The organism is Candidatus Pelagibacter sp. Uisw_130 (genome assembly GCF_047722505.1).
Classification (GTDB): Bacteria; Pseudomonadota; Alphaproteobacteria; order Pelagibacterales; family Pelagibacteraceae; genus Pelagibacter.
The window spans coordinates 353,031-374,972 of the sequence record NZ_CP159814.1 but is presented as its reverse complement, the minus strand read 5'-3'; the positions used below and the strand labels follow the sequence as shown (position 1 = coordinate 374,972).

Annotated in this window: 26 protein-coding genes; 5 read left to right on the top strand and 21 right to left on the bottom strand. The window is 30.9% G+C overall.

Annotated elements, in window-relative coordinates; genetic code table 11:
- Nucleotides 1-15: 15 nt before the first annotated feature.
- From ABXT55_RS01990 to ABXT55_RS01940, 11 genes are all read right to left on the bottom strand, one after another.
- The gene (locus tag ABXT55_RS01990) at nucleotides 16-909 is read right to left on the bottom strand and encodes a DMT family transporter (RefSeq protein WP_415285085.1); all 894 of its coding nucleotides are present in this window, start codon (nucleotides 907-909) and stop codon (nucleotides 16-18) included.
- A gap of 23 nt (nucleotides 910-932) precedes the next feature.
- Nucleotides 933-1,193 (bottom strand): AzlD domain-containing protein, encoded by a 261-nt coding sequence (locus ABXT55_RS01985; protein WP_415285084.1) that lies wholly within the window; start codon nucleotides 1,191-1,193, stop codon nucleotides 933-935.
- Between the two features lie 56 nt (nucleotides 1,194-1,249).
- Nucleotides 1,250-1,948: an AzlC family ABC transporter permease gene (locus tag ABXT55_RS01980; RefSeq protein ID WP_415285083.1), complete on the bottom strand. Its 699-nt coding sequence runs from the start codon at nucleotides 1,946-1,948 to the stop codon at nucleotides 1,250-1,252.
- Between the two features lie 18 nt (nucleotides 1,949-1,966).
- Entirely contained in the window at nucleotides 1,967-3,025 is a 1,059-nt protein-coding gene (locus tag ABXT55_RS01975; RefSeq protein ID WP_415285082.1) for an ABC transporter ATP-binding protein, read from the bottom strand.
- A gap of 4 nt (nucleotides 3,026-3,029) precedes the next feature.
- A complete protein-coding gene (locus ABXT55_RS01970; protein WP_415285081.1) occupies nucleotides 3,030-4,649 on the bottom strand; it encodes an ABC transporter permease in 1,620 nt (539 codons plus the stop codon).
- A gap of 144 nt (nucleotides 4,650-4,793) precedes the next feature.
- Nucleotides 4,794-5,294, bottom strand: coding sequence for a peroxiredoxin (locus ABXT55_RS01965; protein ID WP_415285445.1), 501 nt, complete (start codon nucleotides 5,292-5,294; stop codon nucleotides 4,794-4,796).
- Nucleotides 5,295-5,427: 133 nt separating this feature from the next.
- On the bottom strand, nucleotides 5,428-5,613 hold the full coding sequence (locus ABXT55_RS01960; RefSeq protein ID WP_168607384.1) for a hypothetical protein: 186 nt from the start codon (nucleotides 5,611-5,613) through the stop codon (nucleotides 5,428-5,430).
- A gap of 7 nt (nucleotides 5,614-5,620) precedes the next feature.
- The gene (locus ABXT55_RS01955; protein ID WP_415285080.1) at nucleotides 5,621-6,640 is read right to left on the bottom strand and encodes an extracellular solute-binding protein; all 1,020 of its coding nucleotides are present in this window, start codon (nucleotides 6,638-6,640) and stop codon (nucleotides 5,621-5,623) included.
- Nucleotides 6,641-6,739: 99 nt separating this feature from the next.
- Nucleotides 6,740-7,033, bottom strand: a complete 294-nt coding sequence (locus ABXT55_RS01950) for a hypothetical protein (protein WP_415285079.1) — start codon at nucleotides 7,031-7,033, stop codon at nucleotides 6,740-6,742.
- A gap of 41 nt (nucleotides 7,034-7,074) precedes the next feature.
- Entirely contained in the window at nucleotides 7,075-8,352 is a 1,278-nt protein-coding gene (gene aceA / locus ABXT55_RS01945; RefSeq protein ID WP_415285078.1) for an isocitrate lyase, read from the bottom strand.
- Between the two features lie 51 nt (nucleotides 8,353-8,403).
- Complete coding sequence (locus ABXT55_RS01940) at nucleotides 8,404-8,604, bottom strand: hypothetical protein (RefSeq protein ID WP_415285077.1); 201 nt, start codon at nucleotides 8,602-8,604, stop codon at nucleotides 8,404-8,406.
- Nucleotides 8,605-8,679: 75 nt separating this feature from the next.
- On the opposite strand from ABXT55_RS01940, the gene ABXT55_RS01935 reads away from it, so the two are divergent.
- Complete coding sequence (locus ABXT55_RS01935; protein ID WP_415285076.1) at nucleotides 8,680-10,113, top strand: helix-turn-helix domain-containing protein; 1,434 nt, start codon at nucleotides 8,680-8,682, stop codon at nucleotides 10,111-10,113.
- A 1-nt stretch (nucleotide 10,114) separates the two neighbouring features.
- Here ABXT55_RS01935 and ABXT55_RS01930 read toward each other — a convergent pair whose 3' ends face one another.
- The 3 genes from ABXT55_RS01930 to folE are packed head-to-tail and all read right to left on the bottom strand — an operon-like array spanning nucleotide 10,115 to nucleotide 12,633.
- Nucleotides 10,115-11,002: a LysR family transcriptional regulator gene (locus ABXT55_RS01930; protein ID WP_415285075.1), complete on the bottom strand. Its 888-nt coding sequence runs from the start codon at nucleotides 11,000-11,002 to the stop codon at nucleotides 10,115-10,117.
- The gene (locus ABXT55_RS01925; protein WP_415285074.1) at nucleotides 11,003-12,004 is read right to left on the bottom strand and encodes an MDR family oxidoreductase; all 1,002 of its coding nucleotides are present in this window, start codon (nucleotides 12,002-12,004) and stop codon (nucleotides 11,003-11,005) included.
- Between the two features lie 20 nt (nucleotides 12,005-12,024).
- Nucleotides 12,025-12,633: a GTP cyclohydrolase I FolE gene (gene folE / locus ABXT55_RS01920; protein WP_415285073.1), complete on the bottom strand. Its 609-nt coding sequence runs from the start codon at nucleotides 12,631-12,633 to the stop codon at nucleotides 12,025-12,027.
- A 77-nt stretch (nucleotides 12,634-12,710) separates the two neighbouring features.
- Between folE and hisI the strand changes: the two genes are divergently transcribed.
- Both hisI and ABXT55_RS01910 read left to right on the top strand, forming a co-directional pair.
- Nucleotides 12,711-13,178 (top strand): phosphoribosyl-AMP cyclohydrolase, encoded by a 468-nt coding sequence (gene hisI / locus ABXT55_RS01915; RefSeq protein WP_415285072.1) that lies wholly within the window; start codon nucleotides 12,711-12,713, stop codon nucleotides 13,176-13,178.
- Nucleotides 13,179-13,553: a DUF2237 family protein gene (locus tag ABXT55_RS01910; RefSeq protein ID WP_415285071.1), complete on the top strand. Its 375-nt coding sequence runs from the start codon at nucleotides 13,179-13,181 to the stop codon at nucleotides 13,551-13,553.
- A 20-nt stretch (nucleotides 13,554-13,573) separates the two neighbouring features.
- Here ABXT55_RS01910 and ABXT55_RS01905 read toward each other — a convergent pair whose 3' ends face one another.
- Nucleotides 13,574-14,533 carry a MarR family transcriptional regulator gene (locus ABXT55_RS01905; RefSeq protein WP_415285070.1) on the bottom strand — a complete coding sequence of 320 codons (960 nt, stop codon included), beginning with the start codon at nucleotides 14,531-14,533 and terminating at the stop codon, nucleotides 13,574-13,576.
- A gap of 100 nt (nucleotides 14,534-14,633) precedes the next feature.
- Here ABXT55_RS01905 and ABXT55_RS01900 point away from each other — a divergent pair, with 100 nt between their 5' ends.
- On the top strand, nucleotides 14,634-14,852 hold the full coding sequence (locus tag ABXT55_RS01900) for a hypothetical protein (RefSeq protein WP_415285069.1): 219 nt from the start codon (nucleotides 14,634-14,636) through the stop codon (nucleotides 14,850-14,852).
- On the opposite strand, the gene ABXT55_RS01895 is transcribed toward ABXT55_RS01900, so the two are convergent.
- The 6 genes from ABXT55_RS01895 to ABXT55_RS01870 are packed head-to-tail and all read right to left on the bottom strand — an operon-like array spanning nucleotide 14,853 to nucleotide 21,704.
- Nucleotides 14,853-16,472, bottom strand: a complete 1,620-nt coding sequence (locus ABXT55_RS01895; RefSeq protein WP_415285068.1) for an electron transfer flavoprotein-ubiquinone oxidoreductase — start codon at nucleotides 16,470-16,472, stop codon at nucleotides 14,853-14,855.
- Between the two features lie 23 nt (nucleotides 16,473-16,495).
- Complete coding sequence (locus tag ABXT55_RS01890; RefSeq protein ID WP_415285067.1) at nucleotides 16,496-17,449, bottom strand: electron transfer flavoprotein subunit alpha/FixB family protein; 954 nt, start codon at nucleotides 17,447-17,449, stop codon at nucleotides 16,496-16,498.
- Nucleotides 17,449-18,198, bottom strand: a complete 750-nt coding sequence (locus ABXT55_RS01885) for an electron transfer flavoprotein subunit beta/FixA family protein (protein WP_415285066.1) — start codon at nucleotides 18,196-18,198, stop codon at nucleotides 17,449-17,451. Before ABXT55_RS01885 ends, ABXT55_RS01890 begins: the two co-directional genes overlap by 1 nt.
- Nucleotides 18,198-20,630 (bottom strand): GcvT family protein, encoded by a 2,433-nt coding sequence (locus tag ABXT55_RS01880; RefSeq protein WP_415285065.1) that lies wholly within the window; start codon nucleotides 20,628-20,630, stop codon nucleotides 18,198-18,200. Before ABXT55_RS01880 ends, ABXT55_RS01885 begins: the two co-directional genes overlap by 1 nt.
- A 59-nt stretch (nucleotides 20,631-20,689) precedes the next feature.
- Complete coding sequence (locus ABXT55_RS01875; protein ID WP_415285064.1) at nucleotides 20,690-21,193, bottom strand: DUF4864 domain-containing protein; 504 nt, start codon at nucleotides 21,191-21,193, stop codon at nucleotides 20,690-20,692.
- Nucleotides 21,135-21,704 (bottom strand): NAD(P)H-dependent oxidoreductase, encoded by a 570-nt coding sequence (locus ABXT55_RS01870; protein ID WP_415285063.1) that lies wholly within the window; start codon nucleotides 21,702-21,704, stop codon nucleotides 21,135-21,137. Before ABXT55_RS01870 ends, ABXT55_RS01875 begins: the two co-directional genes overlap by 59 nt.
- Before the next feature lie 34 nt (nucleotides 21,705-21,738).
- Between ABXT55_RS01870 and ABXT55_RS01865 the strand changes: the two genes are divergently transcribed.
- Nucleotides 21,739-21,921, top strand: coding sequence for a hypothetical protein (locus ABXT55_RS01865; protein ID WP_415285062.1), 183 nt, complete (start codon nucleotides 21,739-21,741; stop codon nucleotides 21,919-21,921).
- Nucleotides 21,922-21,942 lie beyond the last annotated feature (21 nt).

Sequence of the window (21,942 nt, the reverse complement as noted above, 5' to 3'; positions counted from 1 at the left end):
AACAAGAATTTGATTTTATTTTATAACGCCAATCTTTTTTTGTCTTGAAATAATAACTAACCCACTAATAACAATTATTAAAGCTCCTATATAGCTGTTAGTTGATGGCACCTCATCAAATAGAAAATATCCATATAGTATTCCCCATAAAATAACCGAATATCTAAATGTTGAAGTGACAGAAACTAGTGCAATTTTGATTGTTGCTATTGAAAAAATGTAGCCTAGCGCTAGAAAAAATGCAGCAATAAACAGAATGAAGATATCCTTTAAACTAAAATCGTAAAATTTATAAATACTTAACAGGCCAAAAAGAGCAGTTACAACAAAACAGGTCATAAAAGCGACTTGTAGACTGTGGTAGTTTTTTTTAAAATTTTTTGTGTACATATCTCTAATCGAAAGCATAATTGCTGCAATTATCGGAAAGATAAAATAATAACTAGTCTCTAATTTTCCAGGATTTATCACTACCACTACACCAATAAAACCCAACAATACTGCACTCCATCTTCTCCATCTAACTTTTTCATTTAAAAATATTGCACTAAATGCAGTTAATAAAATTGGTGCCATACTTAGTAAAATATAAACATTTGCAAAGGGCAGTAAAGCTATACCAATGAAAAAAAATAAAGCCGCTAAAGACTCTAAGATACCTCTCACTCTTAATTCATTTGAAGCAAAGATTAATTTAAAATTAAGTTCTTTCTTAATATAAAGAAATAATAAAATGAAAAATAATGTAAAAATACCTCTTATAAAAATGATTTGGTTTAAAACAAATATTTCATCATAGTTTTGGTAAATTACTTTTACAAAAGCATCATTTGTTGCAAATGAGAATTGACATAAAAGCATATAAAATATGCCAAGTAAATCGTTGCTAACTTTAAATTTATGAAACATGAGGGGTTTAATTATAAGTTTTTCTATTGGTAATATACAAAAATTAAAAACCAATAAGAAATAAGTCCTGCAAATATTGTAGCGATAATACTTCGACTGAAATAACCAATAATTATGGCAAATACAGCTGCTAAAATTTTAGGATTACTTTCAAAGTCTAAGGAACCAGCACTATCTAGAAATATTGGTGGAAAAATTATTGCTGGAAAAATAGCAGAAGGCACGTAAGAAAGTATTTTTTTTGTCTTAACGTTTAATATGTCCTCTTTTAATAAAAAAATCATAGAAAACCTTGTTAGATAAGTAATTATTCCACAGTAAATAATTGTCGACCAATGCATTAATTTTTCTTTAAAGTTATCAAGGTTAATAGTGAAGCAACTAGCAAAGCTCCTATTGCTGCAACGATGATATATGCTTGAAATGGTATTATATTATAACCGATAGTTGCAACTACCCCTGATACCAACATTACAACAATATTTTTAAGCTTTCTAAAATCGTTAATTAACAAAGCTAAAAAGGTTAAAGAAATAGTAAAACTTAAACCTAACTCTTCTGGAATAACTGACCCTAGAACTATACCTAAAACTGTTGATATTTGCCAAACTGTCCAGCAGGTAAAACCAGCTCCTAATAAGTGGTAATGCTTGTAGTTATTCTTTTTATTATTTTTAAAATATGTATTTGAGACTGCAAAAGCTTGATCAATTATCACATAAGATAAAATAAGTTTCCACGTTAATTTTAAATGAGATAAATATTCAGAAAAAACTGCACCATATAACAAATGTCTAGAATTTACTGCACCAACAGATGTTATCGTAACTAAAGAAGAGGCTCCACCTGAAAATAACTGAAGCAAAACTATTTGAGAAGCTCCACCAAAAATTATAATGGACATGCCAAACGTCATGTATGAACTCAGTCCTAATTCCATTCCAATAACTCCAAAGATAATTCCAAATGGAACTACAGGTATCATTAAAGGAGTTACGTCAATTATTCCTCTAGATAAGGTTTTTAATCTTTCGTTCATTTTAATTCAAGTTTTGTATTAGAAACAGACTATATGATCAATATTAATTGGTCTCTTGATACCAAATTTTTCATCTACTTCATGCTGATGAATATGGTGAGAATGAACAAACACAGGTATTAATTTATTACTCACAGTTTTAAGGGTGTAAATAAAATTTGTTCCTCTAAATTTTCTATCAACTACTTCTAATTTTAAATTACTCTGATCATCATGTTCTAGATCTTCTGGTTGTAGTAAAAGTTGAACCTCAGATCCTTTTGGGTAATGTTTTATAAAATCTCCAGTTATTGTTCCAAGATCATCACTCTCTAAACTATTTTCGCCAGTAACTTTTGCTGGAATTAAAATTCCTCTATTCAGAAAATTGACTACTTCTACAGAATTTGGAAAATGATAAACATTATATGGATCATCAAACTGTTTTAATTGTTGGTCTAGAATTATTCCACATTTTGTACCTAGATAAAAAGCTTCATACGAGTCATGTGTAACAATAATGGTTGTTATTTTTTGCTCAGTTAATATTTGTTTTAACTTAACTTGGATTTCCTCTTTAAAGCTTTGATCAACATTTGATAAGGGTTCATCCAATAATAACAAATCTGGGTTAGATAATAAAGATCTAGCTAAAGAAGCTCTTTGAGCCTCACCTGAGCTTATCTGATGTGGAAATTTATCAACCACATGGTCAATATGAAGAAATTTAATTATCTCATTTATATTTAAGCTTTTTTTTTTCTTTTTATTTCTTTCAGCACCAAATTTTATATTTTCTAAAACATTATAATGTGGAAAAAGTGAATTATCCTGAAAAGCCATTGATATGTTCCTATCCTCTGGTTCTATATGAATATCTTTGGAAGAGAGTGTTTTGTCTTTTAATATAATTTTTCCTGTATTAATTTTTTCTAGACCTGCAATTGTTCTAAGTATTGTAGTTTTACCAATTCCAGATGGACCTAGTAAACAAATAATATCACCCTGATTTTCAATAGTTAATGATACATTGCTAACTTTATTTTGTGCACTAGCAGTAAATGTTACATTATCAATTTCTAGAAAATTTTTTGTCATAATTTTAATCTTTAAGAATATATTTAGATGTAATTAATATAAAGAAACTTGCAATAATTATAAGAAATAATGATGGTGCTGCAGCAGCTTCTAATAAATCCTGAGAGGCATAGATATATGCCTTAGTTGCAAAAGTTTCAAAATTAAATGGTCTCATAATTAGCGTAATTGGCAATTCTTTAATGATTTCAATAGCTAATAAAATTCCTATCAATAAAATTGAATTTTTTAGATATGGAACATGTATGTTTTTAAATGTCTTAAATTTTGAGTAACCAAGCAGATATGCACCTTCATCAATGGAATAATTAATTTTTAAATATCCTGATTTAATTCCATTACTTGCTAATGAATAAAATCTTATAAAATATACCAAAACCAAACCAAGAATAGAGCCTATAAAAATTGGTTTTATACTGTTCATTTCAAATTGACCTAGAATACTGCTGTCAAACCATGAAATAAAGGTAATGAATGCTACCGCCAAAATAATCCCTGGTATTGCATAACCTGATATTGAAAATGTAGTTAGTGCTTCTAAAAATTTACTTTTAGAAACTCTATTCCCATAATTTGAAATAAAAGCTAAGGCAATTAACAAACAGCTAGATAAAATTACTAAAATTATAGTATTTGAAAATAAGTTAATTAAATCTAAATCAGCTAAATGTTTTGGAAAAATAATTGTCCAATAAAGCATTTGTAGAACAGGAAATAAAAAACTTATAGAAAAAACTAACATGCAGAAAGAAAATGCTAAAAATGATTTATATCCACTTAAATTGATAACTGATTTAGATTTAAATCCACCCTTAGAAGATGTGTGATACTGAGCTTTTTTTCTAGAAAAGTTTTCTAAAATAAACAATCCAAGAATAAAAATTAATAGGTAAAATGACAATCTGTTAGCAAGAGTAAGATCATCAAAAGAAATCCAAGCATTGTATATTCCTGTAGTAAAGGTAGATATGCCAAAAAAAGATACAGATCCGAAATCTGATAAAGTTTCCATTGCAACCAATGACAAGCCAGCAACTATAGCAGGTCTTGCTGAGGGGAGTATTATTTTAAAAAAAGATTTTTCTTTTGAGAAACCAAGATTTTTCCCAAGCTCTATTAAATTCTGAGATTGATAATGAAATGATGTTCTGGTTAAAACGTAAACATAACCAAATAATGAAAATGATATTGAAATTATGGCTCCAATCATTCCATCAAATTTAGGAATGTGGGAATTATAATTACCTTCTCCAAATAAATTTTTTAAGATTGAAAAAGCTGTTCCATAATTTTCAAAAAAAGCAGTTAGGGAATATGCATAAATATAAGCTGGGACAGCAAAAGATAGAATTAAAGACCATTTAAAAAAATTTACACCTGGAAAATTATAAAATGAAACTAAATAAGCGCATCCAACACCAATTACAAATGTTAAAAATAAAACACCTATTAAAAGTATTAAAGAATTATAAATATAATCATAAAGAAAAGTATTTTTTAAAATTAAACTATAATCTCCAGTAGTTTCAAAAAAACTGCTGAATACAGTTAAAATCGGTGCAGCCACTACTAAAGAAATAAGTAGTGATGATACATACCAAATATTTATTTTTCTAAATTCCATAATCTACATTACCTTAATAATTATTTTTAAGAAACTTCCCTCGTTATCAAGGGAAGTTAATACCAACTCTAAAACCAATTTGAGAGAGAGATTATAGAGCTAATTCTTAAAATTTTCTTATAAGCTATGGGTTTGCATCTTTTATTACTTAGATAGATATTTGATACAGTTCTCAGGAGTTGTTTGTTCATATGGATCAGGATCACTGCCATCATTATTCATACCATCCTCTTGCCACCATTTTTCAACCACACCATCATCAATAATTGTACTATATCTCCAGCTTCTTAGACCAAAACCAACATGCTTTTTGTCAACTAGCATGCCCATTGAACGAGTAAAATCTGCATTTCCATCTGGTAATACCTTAACTTTTCTCAATTTTTGTTGATCAGCCCAAGCATTCATCACAAAACCATCATTAACACTAATACAATAAATTTCATTAATACCTAGGCCTAACAATTTATCATAATTTTCTTCAAATCCTGGTAACTGCTTTTCAGAACATACTGGTGTAAATGCACCTGGTAATGAAAATAGTATTACTTTTTTACCTTTGAATATTTCATCAGTACTTACATCAACCCATTTTCCAATTTTTCTTGTTTTCAAAACTACATTTGAACATTTTTTTCCTTCTATCATTCTATTCCTGTTTTTTATTAAGTGTTTGTTTAATTGAATTACTTGCATTTTAATTTTTTAGTGCCCATAGTTAAATTAGGTAGGGTAAATACCTTTTGAAGAGCTATGAGCACAATCATTAAAAAGAAAATTATGTATTAAAAGGAGAGAGGATATGTGCAACCTCTTTATCTTCAATATCTGATAATTTTCTATTATTTATTTTTCTATTGATTTTTTCACACTCTGCTGCACATGGATCGCAAGCTTTCAGAGATTGTGATCCATATACGTCAGAAGATTTATCTAAATCAATATTAAATAAATTCTTTTTCACTAGCTTATTATTTCCAACTTGCAGCTAACATACACTCTAATGCTGTAGCTTGTTGTTTTCCATAATTAGCAACTTTAGTTTCTAAATCTTGATTGTATCCAAGACCCATTTGTTTAACTAATGCATGAGGTTCAACGCCATCAATCATTGGATATTCAAATGTATTATTAACTATATGTTCTTGAGCTTCTTTAGTTAATAAAAACTCAAGTAGTTTTTTTGCATTATCAGGATTTGGTGCAGTTTTAATTACTCCTCCTCCACTAATGTTCATGTGAGTTCCTCTATCTCCTTGGTTAGGGAAAAAAGGTAAAACTTTTTTAGCAGCTGCTTGTTGTTCGGCCCCTTTTTTTCCAGATAACATCAAAGCATAATAATATGTATTAGCTACTGCTAGATCTGCTTCACCTGCGGCTACAGCTAAAATTTGAGCTCTATCATTTCCTTTAGAGTCTCTAGCCATATTAGCCACAACACCTTTTGCCCAAGAACAAGTTGATGCTTTACCATTATTCTTTACTAATGATGCAACAAGAGATTGGTTATAAATATTGTTAGATTGTCTTATAACAACTCTACCTTTCCATTTTGGATCAGCAAGACCTTCGTAAGTCATGCCATTAAGCTCATTAGCATTTACTCTTTCAGGTGAGTAATACATAATTCTTGCTCTCTTAGCTATTCCAGTCCATTTAGAAGTTCTAAAATTTGCTGGAACTGCAGCTTTGATTGCAGCTGTCATAGAATTTTGGAACATTCCTTTTGCAGCGAATGAACCTAATCTTCCTGCGTCAGCAGTAATATAAAGATCAGCTTTTGAATCAGCGCCTTCTTCAGTTATTCTTTTTTGAAGAGCTTTATCTTTACCAGATACAACGTTTACTTTAATTCCAGTTTTAGCTGTAAATTTTTCGTAAAGTTGAATATCTGAATCGTAATGTCTTGCACTGAATACATTGACTTCAGCAGCAAACGTGATGTTTGCAAATAAAGCCATGAAAAATGCAATAATCGTAATTTTTTTCATTATTATTCCCTTAATTGTTAATTTATTTAGATTAGAATGCTTATTATTAACATTGCGAATGATTATCAATCGCATTAAGTGTCGCACTAAAATAATTACTTACTTCAAAATCAGTATAAGTAAGTTACTTAAAAAAGACATGAATACAAAGAACCCTAGAAAGAAATTGCAGTACATTATTGAAACAGTGCGGTTTCTAACTCTTCTTTTTCTTACAAAAGGCTTGTCATCAAGATCTGAAACGTCTCTTTCTCCAATTACTTGATAATCATATGACCAACGCCATATAGAGCTACCAAAACGGTCATCTTGATTATTGTAGAATATTATCCAAGCAACAATATATCTGTGAGAAAAATAAAGAATAATTAGAAGTAAACTACTTATAAGCATCTAAATATTTAATCATATTTAGAAAGCTTATTAAAGACTAATTAAAATTGTTCAGATTCTGTAGAACCTTCCATTGCAGTAGTAGAACTTTTTCCACTACTTATGGTATTTGAAACTGCATCAAAGTAAGATGTTCCAACTTCTCGTTGGTGTTTAACACTTGTATAACCATCTTTTTCTCTAGCAAATTCAAGCTCTTGTATTTTAGAGTAAGCTGTCATTCCTTCAGTTTTATATTTTTCTGCAAGTTCAAAAATTGCAATGTTTTGTGTATGAAATCCTGCAAGTGTAATAAACTGAAACTTATAACCCATCTCACTAATTTTTTGCTGAAATGTTGCAATCTCAGCATCTGATAAATGCTTCTTCCAATTGAACGAGGGAGAACAGTTGTAAGCTAATAATTTACCAGGAAACTTTTCATGAATTGCATCAGCAAACTTTTTTGCTTCTTCTAAGTTAGGTGTTGCTGTTTCGCACCAAATTAAATCTGAATAAGGAGCATAAGCTAAACCTCTTGAAATAGCCTGTTCAATTCCTTGTTTAACATAATAAAAACCCTCTGGTGATCTTTCACCAGTTAAAAAAGGTTTATCATTTTCATCATGATCATTAGTAATTAGCTTTGCTGCATTTGCATCTGTTCTAGCTAAAATTATTAATGGTACATCTGCAATATCTGCGGCAAGTCTTGCAGCTTTTAAATTTTTGATCATTGTACCAGTTGGAACTAAAACTTTTCCACCCATATGACCACATTTTTTTTCACTTGCTAATTGATCTTCGAAGTGAACTCCAGCTGCACCTGCTTTAATAAATTTTTTTGCTAATTCAAAAACATTTAACGGTCCACCAAAACCTGCTTCTCCATCTGCAATGATAGGTAACATATAGTCTGTTCTATCTTTTGATTTCATATCACCATCATTAATTTCCATATGTTGAATTTGATCGGCTCTAATTAAAGCGTTGTTCATCGACTCAACTAATTTTGGAGCACTATCATATGGATATAAAGATTGGTCAGGATACATTTCGCCAGCTGTATTTGCATCAGCTGCTACTTGCCATCCACTCAAGTAAATTGCTTTTAACCCAGCTTTTGCATGTTGAATTGCATGATTTCCAGATAATGATCCTAATGTATTAATATAATTTTCAGAATTTAATAAATCCCATAATTTTTTTGATTGATGTTTGCACATCGAATATTCTATTTTTATTGAACCTCTAAGTCTCTCAACTTCTTCAGGCGTATAATCTCTTTTAATTCCAGCAAATCTTTTTAAGTGGTATGAAACTTTAGCTTCTGAGCTCATGAGTGGGATCTTTCTAGGTTATGTAGTTAAGAAAATTAGATTTTAAGAGGCTTACTTGTCTTCACTAAACTCGTTAGTGAATTCATTCATGCCGCTTGAACCCCAATCACAATGATCATCTCTCAAGTAAATACCAGACTGGCTGTTTTGAGTATGATCTTCTTCATTCGTGATACGAGACTGATTTTCTTGGTTTTTATTGTTTTTATTTTCCATAAAACCTTTATAATTTACAAAATTTACTAAATCCATTAAATTCTTTAAAAACCTTGTAAAACAAAGAAACTTTTTGTAAATTATAATTTACAAAATTTACAAATTAACAATATGAGTCAATTAGATCTTAAAATAGGACCAAAAATAAAGGCTTTTAGAAGACAGCTAGGTTTACAAGCCAATAAACTTGCTGAGGAACTTGAGATATCACCTAGTTATTTAAATTTAATCGAGAGTGGTAAAAGAAAAATAGATGGTGATTTATTACTTAAAGTTTGTGAAAAATTGAATATTCAACTTTCTGATTTAACAACAAAGTCAGATATCAATCTAGAAAATACTATTTCAGAAATACTAGATGATAAATTATTCGAAGATTTAGATATACTCGGACCCGAAGTTAAAGATTTAGTAGGGACAAATCCAAAAATTGGTAGAGCTCTTGTTAGGTTGGGAGATATTCTTAAAAAAAAAGATCATGAATTAATAAATAAGATAGAAAAACTATCTGGCAAAATAGTTGATAATAGAAAAAATTCATTTCCTGGCGAAGTAATATCTGATTTTCTTCAAGAAAATAAAAACTATTTTCCAAAATTAGAAGAGTTTGCAAATAAAGTTTTTGAAAAAATTCAAGTTAACAATAGAACTAGATATATTGCATTATGTGAATATTTGAAAAAAGAATATTCTATAACAGTTAAAGATATTATTCCTGAAGATGGCAAACCATTTTCAAAAATTTTTAATAAAAAAAAGGGGGAACTTTTATTAAGTGATTATAATACACTCGAGACAAAAAAATTACATGCAGCCTCTCAAATAGCACAAGAAGGTGCATCAAAAGAAATCAATCAATATCTATCTAATTTTAATTTTCCATCAGAAGAATCAAAAAGATTAACTCAAGTTGCTCTATTAAATTATTGTGGTGCTGCAATCTTAATGCCTTATAAATTATTTCATTTAGAATCTAAAAAGCTAAAATATGATTTAGAACTTTTGCAAAATACTTTTGCAACTTCATTTGAACAAGTTGCTCATAGGGTGACTTGCCTTCAAGATCCTAAATTACCAGGAATACCTTTTCATATGTTGAGAACTGATATTGCAGGAAATATTTCCAAACGTTTTTCACTTTCTGGTATTGAAATACCAAGATATGGTGGTGCTTGCCCTAGGTGGAATGTCTATTCAGCCTTTACAAGGCCTGGTGTAATTCAAGCAGCAGTAAGTAAAATGACTAACGGTGAAAAATATGTATGTATTGCAAGAACTGTTGAAAAAGGTGTTGGTCGATATGGTTTATCAAAAAGTATTTTATCAATTGGTTTAGGTTGTGAAGCAAAATATGCAAAACAATTTGTGTACACAGAAAATTTAGATATCTCAGATAAGAAAACTGAAATTCCTATTGGTGTTTCTTGTAGAACTTGTGATAGGTTAGACTGTTCACAACGAGCATTTCCACCATTACATAAAAAATTTGATGTAGATATTAATTCTAGGGGAGTTTCAGTTTATGTTAACGATAAAAGTAAATAGACTACTTCCAGTCACCTATTTTACTAAATAAAAAGTTTCTAAAAGCAGTTATTCTAGCTGTATTTTTCAATGATTGTGGATAAACAAAGTGAGCCTCTGTTATAGGACCCTCTGAATTAGGAAGAACCTTTATTACGTTGTTTGAATTTGAAACTAAATATTCAGGAAGTGCTGCAAGACCTACACCAGCTTCAACGGCTAAAAGTAAACCCATAACACTATTAACTTTCATTATTGGTTTTCTTTTTTTAGCATCTTTAATTCCAAGTTTTAAAGCCCAATCTGGATCGTAGACGGGAGATGGTGCTCCTTTACCAAATGAAATGAGTTTATGTTTATTTAGATCTGAGATTGTTTTGGGCATTCCATATTTTTCTAAATATTTATTAGATCCATAAATATAATATTTAATATCTACTAATTTTTTTTGGATATAATTAAGCTGCTTAGGTCTTCTCATGAAAATACCTATATCTGCTTGTCGAGTACTTAAATCTAACTCCTTATCATCAAAAATTAATTCAATTTCTATTTCAGGGTTTAAAGTCATAAACTCTTGGATACGAGGTGTTAACCAGTGAGTACCAAAACTTCTAACAGTTGTAATTGTTAATTTACCACTTGGTTTATTTTTTTGATCACCCAATGTAGATTCAACTTCTTTTAATTTACTAATTACATCGTGAGCTGTTTTAAATAAATATTCACCATTTTCAGTTAAAGTAAGACCTCTTGCGTGTCTTTCAAAGAGTTGTACTTTAAGATCCAGTTCTAATGATTGAATTTGTCTGCTTATTGCTGATTGACTTAAATTTAAGTTTATTGTTGCGTTAGTAAAACTACCTGCTTCTGCAACTGCGTGGAATATTTTTAATTTATCCCAATCCATCTATTTATTTAAATCTACCAAAACTCTTCCTGAAATTTCACCCTTTAAAATTTTTGGGTATGTTTCTAACAATTCATCTAAACTTACAGTTAAGATTGATTTTTCAAGAACTTCAAAATCAACAAGCTTTGCTGCTTCTGCCCAAATAAATTCTCTTCTTTTAATGCTACAATTTGCTGAGTCCATTCCCCAAACTTTAATTCCCCTTAGCATGAATGGTAATAAATTTGTATTTAGTTCATTGCTATTTGCATTACCACAAACAGCTATAATTCCATTTGATCTAGTTTGAGCTATTGCATTAGCTAAAATTTTACCTCCTACTGTATCAACTACACCATCCCATAATCCTTTATCAATAGGTCTTGGATCTTTGTCAAAATCAGCTCTATTAACAACATTTTTTGCTCCTAACGATTTTAAATAATCTGTTTTGGAATCTTTTCCTGTAACAGCTGTTACATTGTATCCTAATTTAGTAAGAGCCATTACCGCTACACTTCCCACCCCACCGGTAGCTCCAGTAACCAATACATCATTTACTTTATCGCCTAATAAAATTTCTTCTCTAGCTTGAATAGCAAAAGCACTCATTAAAGATGTAAAGCCAGCTGTTCCTAACATCATAGCCTGTTTGCTAGTTAGGTTTGAAGGTCTCTTAACTAAAAAATCGGCATTAACTTTCGCTATCTGAGAGTATCCACCAAAAAAAGCTTCTCCAACTCTCCATCCAGTTAAAATTATTTCATCACCAGTTTTAAATTTTTGATTTTCACTTTCAAGAACAGTACCAGAAAAATCTATGCCTGGAATATGTGGAAATTCTTTAACAAGACGACCACCATTTTTCAAAATCATTCCATCTTTATAGTTTAAATCTGAATAATCTACTTTAACAGTAACATCACCATGTTTTAAAAATGACTTAACTATTGATTTTACTTCTCGGGTAAAATTTTCACCTTCTTGATTAATAACTAGTGCTTTAAATTTATCTGACATTGATCTCCTCCCTGGGAAAGTTACTTACTAATAAATCTTAAGTATCTATTTTGAATACTAAGGTCTTCTTTAAATTGTCCTAAGAAATAATTTGTAACTGTTGTTGCGGTTTCTTTTTTAATACCTCTCATAGTCATGCATTGATGTGTTGAATCTATTGTTACAGCCACACCTTTTGCATCTAGAGATTCCATTATTGTTTTAGCAATTTGCATCGTTAGTCTTTCTTGTGTCTGTAATCTTTTTGAAAAAATCTCGACAACCCTTGCAAGTTTACTTAAGCCAACAACTCTCTCATTTGGAATGTATGCAACTTGTGCTGTACCAATAATTGGAGCCATATGGTGTTCGCAGTGACTTTGCACAGAAACATTTTTTACTACAACCATATCATTGTAACCCTCAACGTCTCCAAAAGTTTTATTTAAAATTTTATTAGGATCTTCTGCATACCCACCAAAATATTCTTTGTATGCTTTAACTACTCTTTTGGGAGTTTCTAATAATCCTTCTCTGTTAGGATCTTCACCCATCCAAGTTAAAATAGTTTTAAAAGCCTCTTCAGCTTCTTTGTCAGAAACTTTTTTAGTATCTAAAATTTTGTTATCTGTGTCTTCTACTAATTTCATAAGGCAAGTTTATACAGTAAATCATTGTTTTTAAAATATTTAATATATTTCTTAATATGCTACATAATCACCTACTTATGTTTAAAAAAAGAGAAAATATTGTCGAAATTGAAGAGGGGAAACTCCTTTCACCAAAATTTGATAATGATGGGTTAATTCCAGTTATTACAATGTGTTCAAAGACTAAAGATGTTTTGATGCACGGTTATATGAATGTTGAAGCTTTTAAAAAAACCATTGAGACTAAAGAAGCTCATTATTTCAGTAGATCTAGACAACAAATTTGGCATAAAGGTAAAACTAGTGGCTTTACTCAAAAAGTAATTGAGATTAGAATTGATGATGATCAAGACTCAATTTGGTTAACTGTTGATATTGGTGATGGTTCAAGTTGTCATGTTGGTTATCGATCATGTTTTTATAGATCAATTCCACTTGGTCCAATTGAAAATGGTAGAGAAGTTGAAATGAAATTTGAAGAGAAAGAAAAATCTTTTGATCCTGAAGTTGTCTACAAAGGTCAACCCAATCCTACAAAAATTTAAATGAGTGACAAGCAAAAGAATGTTCTAGGTGAAGATCTAGAGGAATGTTCTAACGATCCTTTAACAGGATGGCACCGAGATGGATGTTGTAGTACTGATGAAAATGATCATGGCGTTCATACAGTTTGTGCAAAAGTTACAACAGAATTCTTAGAATGGTGTAAAGAAGCTGGTAACGATTTAATAACTCCTCATCCTGAATTTGGATTTCCAGGACTAAAAGCTGGAGATGGTTGGTGTGTTTGTGCTAGTTGGTATGCAAGAGCTGCTGATGCTGGGAAACCTTGTCCTGTATATTTAAAAAGAACTCATGAAAAAACTTTAAAACTTGTTTCTATGGAAGTTTTAAAAAAAAATGCTATTGATTTATCTTAGTTAATTTTGAGAAAAAACAATTAGCGTATAACTTTAATTTGATTAAAAGCTCTATAAATAAAATTACTTAAAGATCTCATATTTTTATTTTGTAATTCTTCAATTTCATCAAATGCAACACCTGAAATATTTAAAGTAATCAACTTCTTTTCATTAATTTGAAGTATATTTCTTTTTATCAAATATTTTAATTTTCTAATAACTGTTATTCTTGGAATTCCTGTTACATCAGAAATAGACATTGTATTAACTCCTCTATCATCAGAGCCTTGAATTGAAGTCGTATATTTTTTTCTAGTTAAATCTTTTATTTTAAAGTTTTTGTTATCAGCTGAGTTAACTAAAACTAAAAGTCCAATACAAAAAGTTTCTAAGTCTCCAACATATTTTCTACATCTTTTAGTAAATATGAATAAGAATTTATAAAATTGATACCAAACAAAAGAAAAGTTTTTTTTAATTGAATCTGAAATTTCTGTAGTTGGGTAAGCTACTTCAACAATATCTTCTTCTTTAAGAATTTTATTAAACTCACACAATAAAACACTCATATTTTTCAAAGTTAAATTTGCTTGAACTACAGGAATTGCTGCTCTATTTATAAAAATTTGTTTACCTTTTCTTTTAATTATCTCTGCTTTTTCTAGTTCTTCAACTTTTCTTCTTACACTCTCTTTTGGTATTTGAAGATCTTTTGAAATTTTGCTGATATTAATTTTTGCTACTTCTAATGTTTTATCTTTATAGAATGTGTTATAATCAACTATTAACCCATTTTTTCTGAAGAATATAAAATCTTGGTTAATTATGTAAATTAAGATTATATATTTATCTATATTTCCAAAATTTTCGTAGGCTCCAATCAACCAACTGTTTATCCATTTATAATAATATGGTGCCAATCTACTAAAGTGTTTATCAATTACTTTGAAGATTATTTTTTCATCAATTTGAGATGATATACTTGGTATAGTGTTCATGATTTTAAAAAACCCATATTGGACAATTGATATATAAGAGTCAACCCATATTGGACAATTGGTTTGTTTTAATATTTTATAAAGCTAGTAATCATTATTCATGAGTTCAGAAAAAGTAAGTTCTACAGAATTAAATAATCTTCCTCCTTTGGGGACCCCTGGAAAAAGTGAGGAAGTTTCATCATCAGGTAGAGTTGATATAAATATTCTTTTAAATAGAGCTAGAAAAGTTAGAGCAAAAGAAACTTTAACAAACTTAGTTTTTTTAGGATTGATAGTTTCTGTGCTGTTTACTATTGGGCTAATCTTATCTTTCTAATTACATATTTCCATATTTAGGTCCACCACTTCCCTCTGGTGTTACCCACGTAATATTTTGAGAGGGCTCTTTAATATCACAAGTTTTACAATGAATACAATTTTGAGAATTTATGACAAACTTGTTAACATCATTTTCATTTTGAACTTCATAAACGCCAGCAGGACAATACCTTTGTGCAGGCTCATCAAATTTTTCTAAAGTGTAACTAATTGGTAAATTTGGATCTTTAAGCTGCAAATGTACAGGTTGATTTTCAGCATGATTGGTTCCTGTTAAATAAACAGAACTTGTTTTATCAAATGTAATAATATTATCTGGTTTTGGATAATCAATTTTTGGCATTTCACTTGCTGGCTTTAAAGTTTCATGATCAGCATGTTTGTGTTTAAGTGTTAGGGGCAATTTTCCTCTAAATAAAATTTGATCTATTCCTGTAAATATTATTCCCAATATTAAACCCCAGCTAAAACTAGGCTTAACATTTCTAGCTTGGTGGAGTTCCTCATATAACCAGCTTTTTTTAAATTTATCGTCATAAATTGATAAATCTTGTTTTTCTTTTAAATTTTCAAAAATAGTTTCTGCTGCAATCATTCCACTTTTCATTGCAGTATGAGATCCTTTAATTTTAGGCATATTCAAAGTTCCAGCATCACATCCTACAAGTAGTGCTCCTGGCATTGACATTTTAGGTAAACTTTGAAGTCCACCTTCAATTAAAGCACGTGCGCCATATGAAATACGTTTTCCACCTTCAATTATTTTTTTAATTGCAGGATGAGTTTTAAATCTTTGAAACTCATCAAACGGTGAAAGATGTGGGTTTTTATAATCAAGACCAATTACGTAACCTAAAAAAACTTGTTTGTTTTCTGCGTGATAGATAAAGCTTCCGCCATAAGTATTGTTATCTAGTGGCCAACCTGCAGTATGCATTACCATTCCCTCTTCATGATTTTGTTCACTGATTTCCCAAATTTCTTTAAACCCAATTCCATATTGCTGAGGATCTTTACCTTCTGATAAATTATATTTTTCAACTAATTGTTTTCCAAGATGTCCTCTGCATCCTTCTGCAAAAACAGTAACTTTTCCTAAAAGCTCTATGCCTGGTTCAAAGCTATCTTTTTTATTTCCATTTTTATCAACACCCATGTCTTGAGTTGCAACTCCTTTAACTGATCCATCTTCATTGTATAAAATTTCACTTGCTGGAAAGCCTGGAAATATTTCAACACCTAAAGTTTCTGCTTGTTCTGCTAACCATCTACATAGGTTTGCTAAACTAATTATGTAATTATTATGATTTTGTTGAACTGATGGAAGTAGCCATGTCGGCCAACTTAAAGATTTTGTTTTGCTTAGAAATAAGAATTTTTCTTTAGAAACCTTAGTTTTAATTGGTGAGTTAAGTTCTTTCCAGTTTGGTAATAACTCATCTAAAGCTCTAGTTTCAAACACATTACCACTTAAAATATGTGCACCAATCTCTGAGGCTTTTTCAAGTAAACATACATTTAATTCTGGATCTAATTGCTTAAGTTTAATTGCCGTAGATAGTCCTGAAGGACCACCCCCAACGATTACCACATCATAATCCATTGCTTCTCTAGGCATATCTTGAATTTTTACAGTACTGATTATTTTTGTATACTATTTAATTTATTCAATTCTTCTAAGAATTGAGGTAACGCCTCAAATAAATCTGCTTCCAGACCATAATCTGCGACACTAAATATTGGTGCTTCACCGTCTTTATTTATAGCAACAATAATTTTACTTTCTTTCATTCCAGCTAAATGCTGAATTGCTCCAGAAATTCCAACTGCAATATATAAATCTGGCACAACAACTTTACCAGTTTGACCAACTTGATGTTCATTACTAATATAACCCGCATCAACTGCTGCACGTGATGCTCCAATTGCTGCGTTTAATTTATCCGCAATATCAGTTATTAATTTAAAATTTTCTCCATTTTGCATTCCTCTTCCACCAGAAACTACAATTCTTGCGGTGCCAAGTTCAGGTCTGTCTGACTTAACTTCTTCTCTTTTAATAAATTTTGATAATGTAAACTCTTCAGTAGCTTCAATTTTTTCAATTGGAGCAGAGCCACCAGAAGTTTCACAAGGTTCAAAAGATGTTGGTCTAATTGTTATGCATTTTTTTGCATCAGTACTTTTTACAGTAGCAAATGCATTACCCGCATAAATAGGTCTTATGAATGTATCAGCTGATATCACTTTAGTAATATCACTTACTTGAGATATGTCTAAATGTGCTGCTATTCTTGGCATCAAATTTTTACCAAATGTATTTGCAGAACTAACAATATGAGAATAATTTTCTGAAACTTTTACAACTAGTGGTGTAAAGTTTTCTGCTAAATAGTTTTCATAGTGAGGAGCTTCAGCATGTAATACTTTTTTAACAGCTGGCATTTCAGATAATAATTTAGCAACATCTCCACAATTATTTCCAATTAATAGGACATGTACATCTCCATCCATTTGAGATGCTGCAGTAATTGCGTTTAATGTAAAAGGTCTTACTTCTTTATTATTATGCTCTGCTATTAATAAAACTGACATTATATTACCTTTGCCTCATTTTTAAGTTTGCTAACTAACTCGGCAACACTTGCAACTTTAATTCCTGCTTTTCTTTTTGGTGGTTCTTCTACTTTAATTAGTTGAACTCTAGGTGTTGTATCAACTCCTAAGTCAGCAGCTGTTAAAATTTCCAAAGGTTTTTTTTTAGATTTCATAATATTTGGTAGTGAAGCATAACGTGGCTCATTTAATCTTAAATCACATGTCACAATAGCTGGTAGATTAACTTCGATTGTTTCTAATCCTTCGTCAATTTCTCTTGTTACTTCTAAAGTTCTGTCTTTTATTTCAATTTTTGATGCAAATGTTGCTTGAGGCCAATTCAATAAAGCACTTAACATTTGACCTGTTTGATTACAGTCATCATCAATTGCTTGTTTACCCATAAAAACTAGGTCAGGTTTTTCTTTTTCAACAATTTTTTGTAATGCTTTTGCTACGGCTAATGGCTCAACAATTCCCTCAGTTTTAATTAAAATTCCTCTATCAGCACCAACTGCCAATGCTTTTCTAACAGTTTCTTGTGATTTTTCTTCACCAACTGTAATTGCAATAATTTCTGTTGCCTTACCTGCTTCTTTAATTTTTACAGCCTCTTCAATAGCATTATCATCAGGTGGATTACTCGACATTTTTACATTATCAGTAACAACACCAGTTCCATCCTCTTTAACTCTAACCTGAACGTTGTAATCAATTACTCTTTTAACAGCGACTAATATTTTCATTATGCTCTCAATAAATTATTTTCTGGATCGTAAGGACTCTCGTCTAATATAGTAGCATCGTACATTTTTCCTAAAATATCAATTTTCAATTTTTGACCAGTTGTCGCAACATCAGGGTTCACCATTCCTAATGCAATCGATTTACCAAGTCTAAATCCAAAATCTCCTCCTGTAGCACGTCCAACAACTTTGTCGTTTTCATAAATTGGATTGTTTCCTAGAACATCTGCATCTTCAACGTTGTGAATTTCCATGGTAACTAGTTTATTTTTGAAACCTTTTTCTCTCCACTTATTAAGCGCTTCTAAGCCAATAAAGTTTCCTTTATTAGGATGTATAAATCTATCTAGTCCAGATTCGTAAGGTGAATATTCAATTGATAATTCTGTCCCAACAAGTTTATAAGATTTTTCAAGTCTTAAACTATTCATCGCTCTAATCCCATAAGGCTTAATACCTAAATCTTTACCAGCTTCCATTAATTTATCAAATATATGGTTTTGGTATTCAATTGGATGATGAAGCTCCCAACCTAATTCACCAACAAAGTTTACTCTCATAGCATTCACTGGTGCATTTCCAACATTTACATTTTTAGCACTCAACCATTTAAAGTTTTCACTAGAAAAATCATCACTAGAAACTCTTGTCATTAAATCTCTAGCCTTTGGACCAGACACAACAAGTACACCCATACTATTAGTTAGATTTTCAAATTGAACTGTGCCATCTGTTGGCATCCATTTTTGAATCCAGTCATGGTCTAATCTTTGGTTCGCTCCTGCAGAAACTAAATAGAAACTATCTGGAGCTTCTCTCATTATCGTAAATTCAGAATGCACTCCTCCTTTAGTATTAAGGGCGTGACATAAACCAATTCTTCCTATTTTTTTTGGAAGTTTGTTTGCTACTAAATAATCTAAAAATTCTTCTGCACCAGATCCTTTAATTCTACATTTTGCAAATGCAGTCATATCTAAAAGACCCACATTTTCTTTTACATTTTTACATTCTTTTTTTATTGCTTCAAACCACTTGGATCTTCTAAAAGACCAATCATCCTTTTGTTCCATTCCATCTACTGCAAAGAAATTAGGTCTCTCCCAACCAAATTTTTGCCCAAAAACAGCACCTAATGCTTTCATTCTATCATAGCAAGGTGATGTTCTTAATTCTCTAGCAGCACCTCTTTCTTCGTCTGGATAATGAACTTTAAATACATGATTGTAAGCTTCTTCATTTTTTTCTTTTAAATAAGATTTTGTTGCATAATCACCGAACCTTCTAGGTTCAACACCAAGCATATCAATTGTTGGTTCTCCATCTACAATCCATTCTGCAAGTTGCCATCCAGCACCACCTGCTGCAGTAATACCAAAACTATGTCCTTCATTTATCCAAAAATTTTTAAGTCCCCACGCTGGTCCTACAATTGGGTTTCCATCAGGTGTGTAACAAATTGCTCCGTTATAAACTTTTTTTACACCAACCTCACCAAATGCTGGAACTCTATGAATTGCGCCTTCTATGTGTGGGGCAAGTCTATCTAAATCTTCTTGAAATAATTCATACTCTGAATCTTTTGAGGGCCCATCTACATAACAAGCTGGAGCACCATCTTCATAAGGTCCTAAAATTAAACCACCAGCTTCTTCTCTCATATACCATCTACTATCGCTATCTCTTAAAACTCCCATCTCTGGTAAGCCTTCTTTTTTTCTTTTTAAAATATCTGGGTGTGCTTCTGTAACAATATATTGATGCTCAACTGGGATAACTGGAATATCTAAACCAACCATTTTTCCAGTTTGTCTTGCAAAGTTTCCTGAACAAGAAATTACATGTTCACACTCTATAGCCCCTTTGTCAGTTTCAACAATCCATCCATCTTTAGTTTGTTTAATTCCAACTACAGCTGTATTTCTATAAATTTCTGCACCCATGTTTCTTGCACCCGTAGCCATTGCTTGTGTTAAGTCAGCTGGCTGAATATATCCATCTTCAGGGTGTTGTATTGCACCAAGTAAATCATCCGTACGACATAAAGGCCAAATTTCTTTTACTTGATCTGGTGTTAAAAATTTTACATCAACACCTATGGTTTGTGCAACACCTGCATATTGGTGGTACTCATCCATTCTATCTTTAGTGCTTGCTAAACGAATATTTGAGACAACACTGAAGCCAACATTTTGTCCTGTCTCTTCTTCTAATTTTTTATAAAGATCAACCGCATACTTATGAAGCTGTCCAACTGAATAACTCATATTAAATAATGGAAGCAGACCTGCTGCGTGCCAAGTTGATCCTGAAGTTAATTCTTTTCTCTCGACAAGAACAACATCAGATAAACCTTTTTTTGCTAAGTGATAAAGTGCACTAACTCCTACTACACCACCACCAACTACAACAACTTTAGCTTTAGATTTCATTAGTCCGATTCCTACTATTTTTTTATTATTAACGAAACAAAAATCGTTTAGTTATTAGTTTAAACTGAAGATCCAAGAGGCATTGGTGCGGAGACCATTGTGGTCAGCCAGCAGTCCTTAAGAGGACCTTCTTTTATATATTTTTCAACTGCCCACTTAAATTTATAGTAGACCTTATCTCTATCAAGAACTGTTACTTCAAAAAGAGCAGTTAAATCATCAGATTTTATCTCCACAACCTTATTGTCCAAGTGATTAAGAAGCATCACATAAGATTTTCCTTTTATCATTGTTTTAAATCGATCTAAAGGACCTGTATTTTTTTGATTATTTGGGTGTGCAAATTCCCAAGTCTGCTCAATTCCATTATCTTTTTTTGGATTATCATTCTGTTTTAAACTTCTTAATTGGATTTTGACAACTTGATAGGGCTCTATCCCATTATTAGGCTTAACTAATTCAGCAAATGATGGAGATGTAAAAAATAAAGTAATTAAAATTACTTTATATATTTTGTGCAGTTGTTCTGACGTCTTCCAAAAATTGTTTTCTTTTATTATCACTAACAAACGGTACAGCAAAATATCTTCTGTAGACAATATTATAAATGCCACACATATGAAATACCCCTCTTTTTAATCTTCTTATAGGCAGGTTTAAAAAGAAGGTTGTAATAGCGAGCCTTGGAGATCCATAAGTACAAAATATAATTGCTTTTTTTTTATGTAAATTGCCAATTGGATATCCATAATTTCCCCATAACTGCTTAAACGTAAACGCCCAAGGTGGTGCTAAAACTTTATCTATCCATCCCTCAACTATAGCTGGCATTCTAAAATTCCAAATTGGAGCAATTAAAACAATTGTATCACAGTCTTCTATTCTTTTACGATGATTCAAAACATCTTCACCTGCTTCTTCACCTGCAAAAACAGGGTTAAATTTTTCCTTATATAGGTCTACACAATCAACTGAATGACCATTTGCTTCAACTGTTTTTATAAATGTATCTCTAATAGCAGCGTTAAAAGATTTTTCGTTATAATGACCATATAAAAGAAATATTTTTTTCATTTGTGTATTTTTAAACTAGTTCTATAAGAAAGCCATGAAAAATTTTTATGTAATTGAAGGTGAGCATACTAACCCTAACGAGATTGAAACAATATTAAAGAATACTGAAAAAAAACATGGCCCTTTTGAAGAGCAAGAAGCTACTCAAATTGCCAAAGGGTTAATTCAAAAAAATATAGATGATTTTTATCATCGAGCATGGGTAGTCAAAAACTAACTCTGTAAAAATGGAAAAACT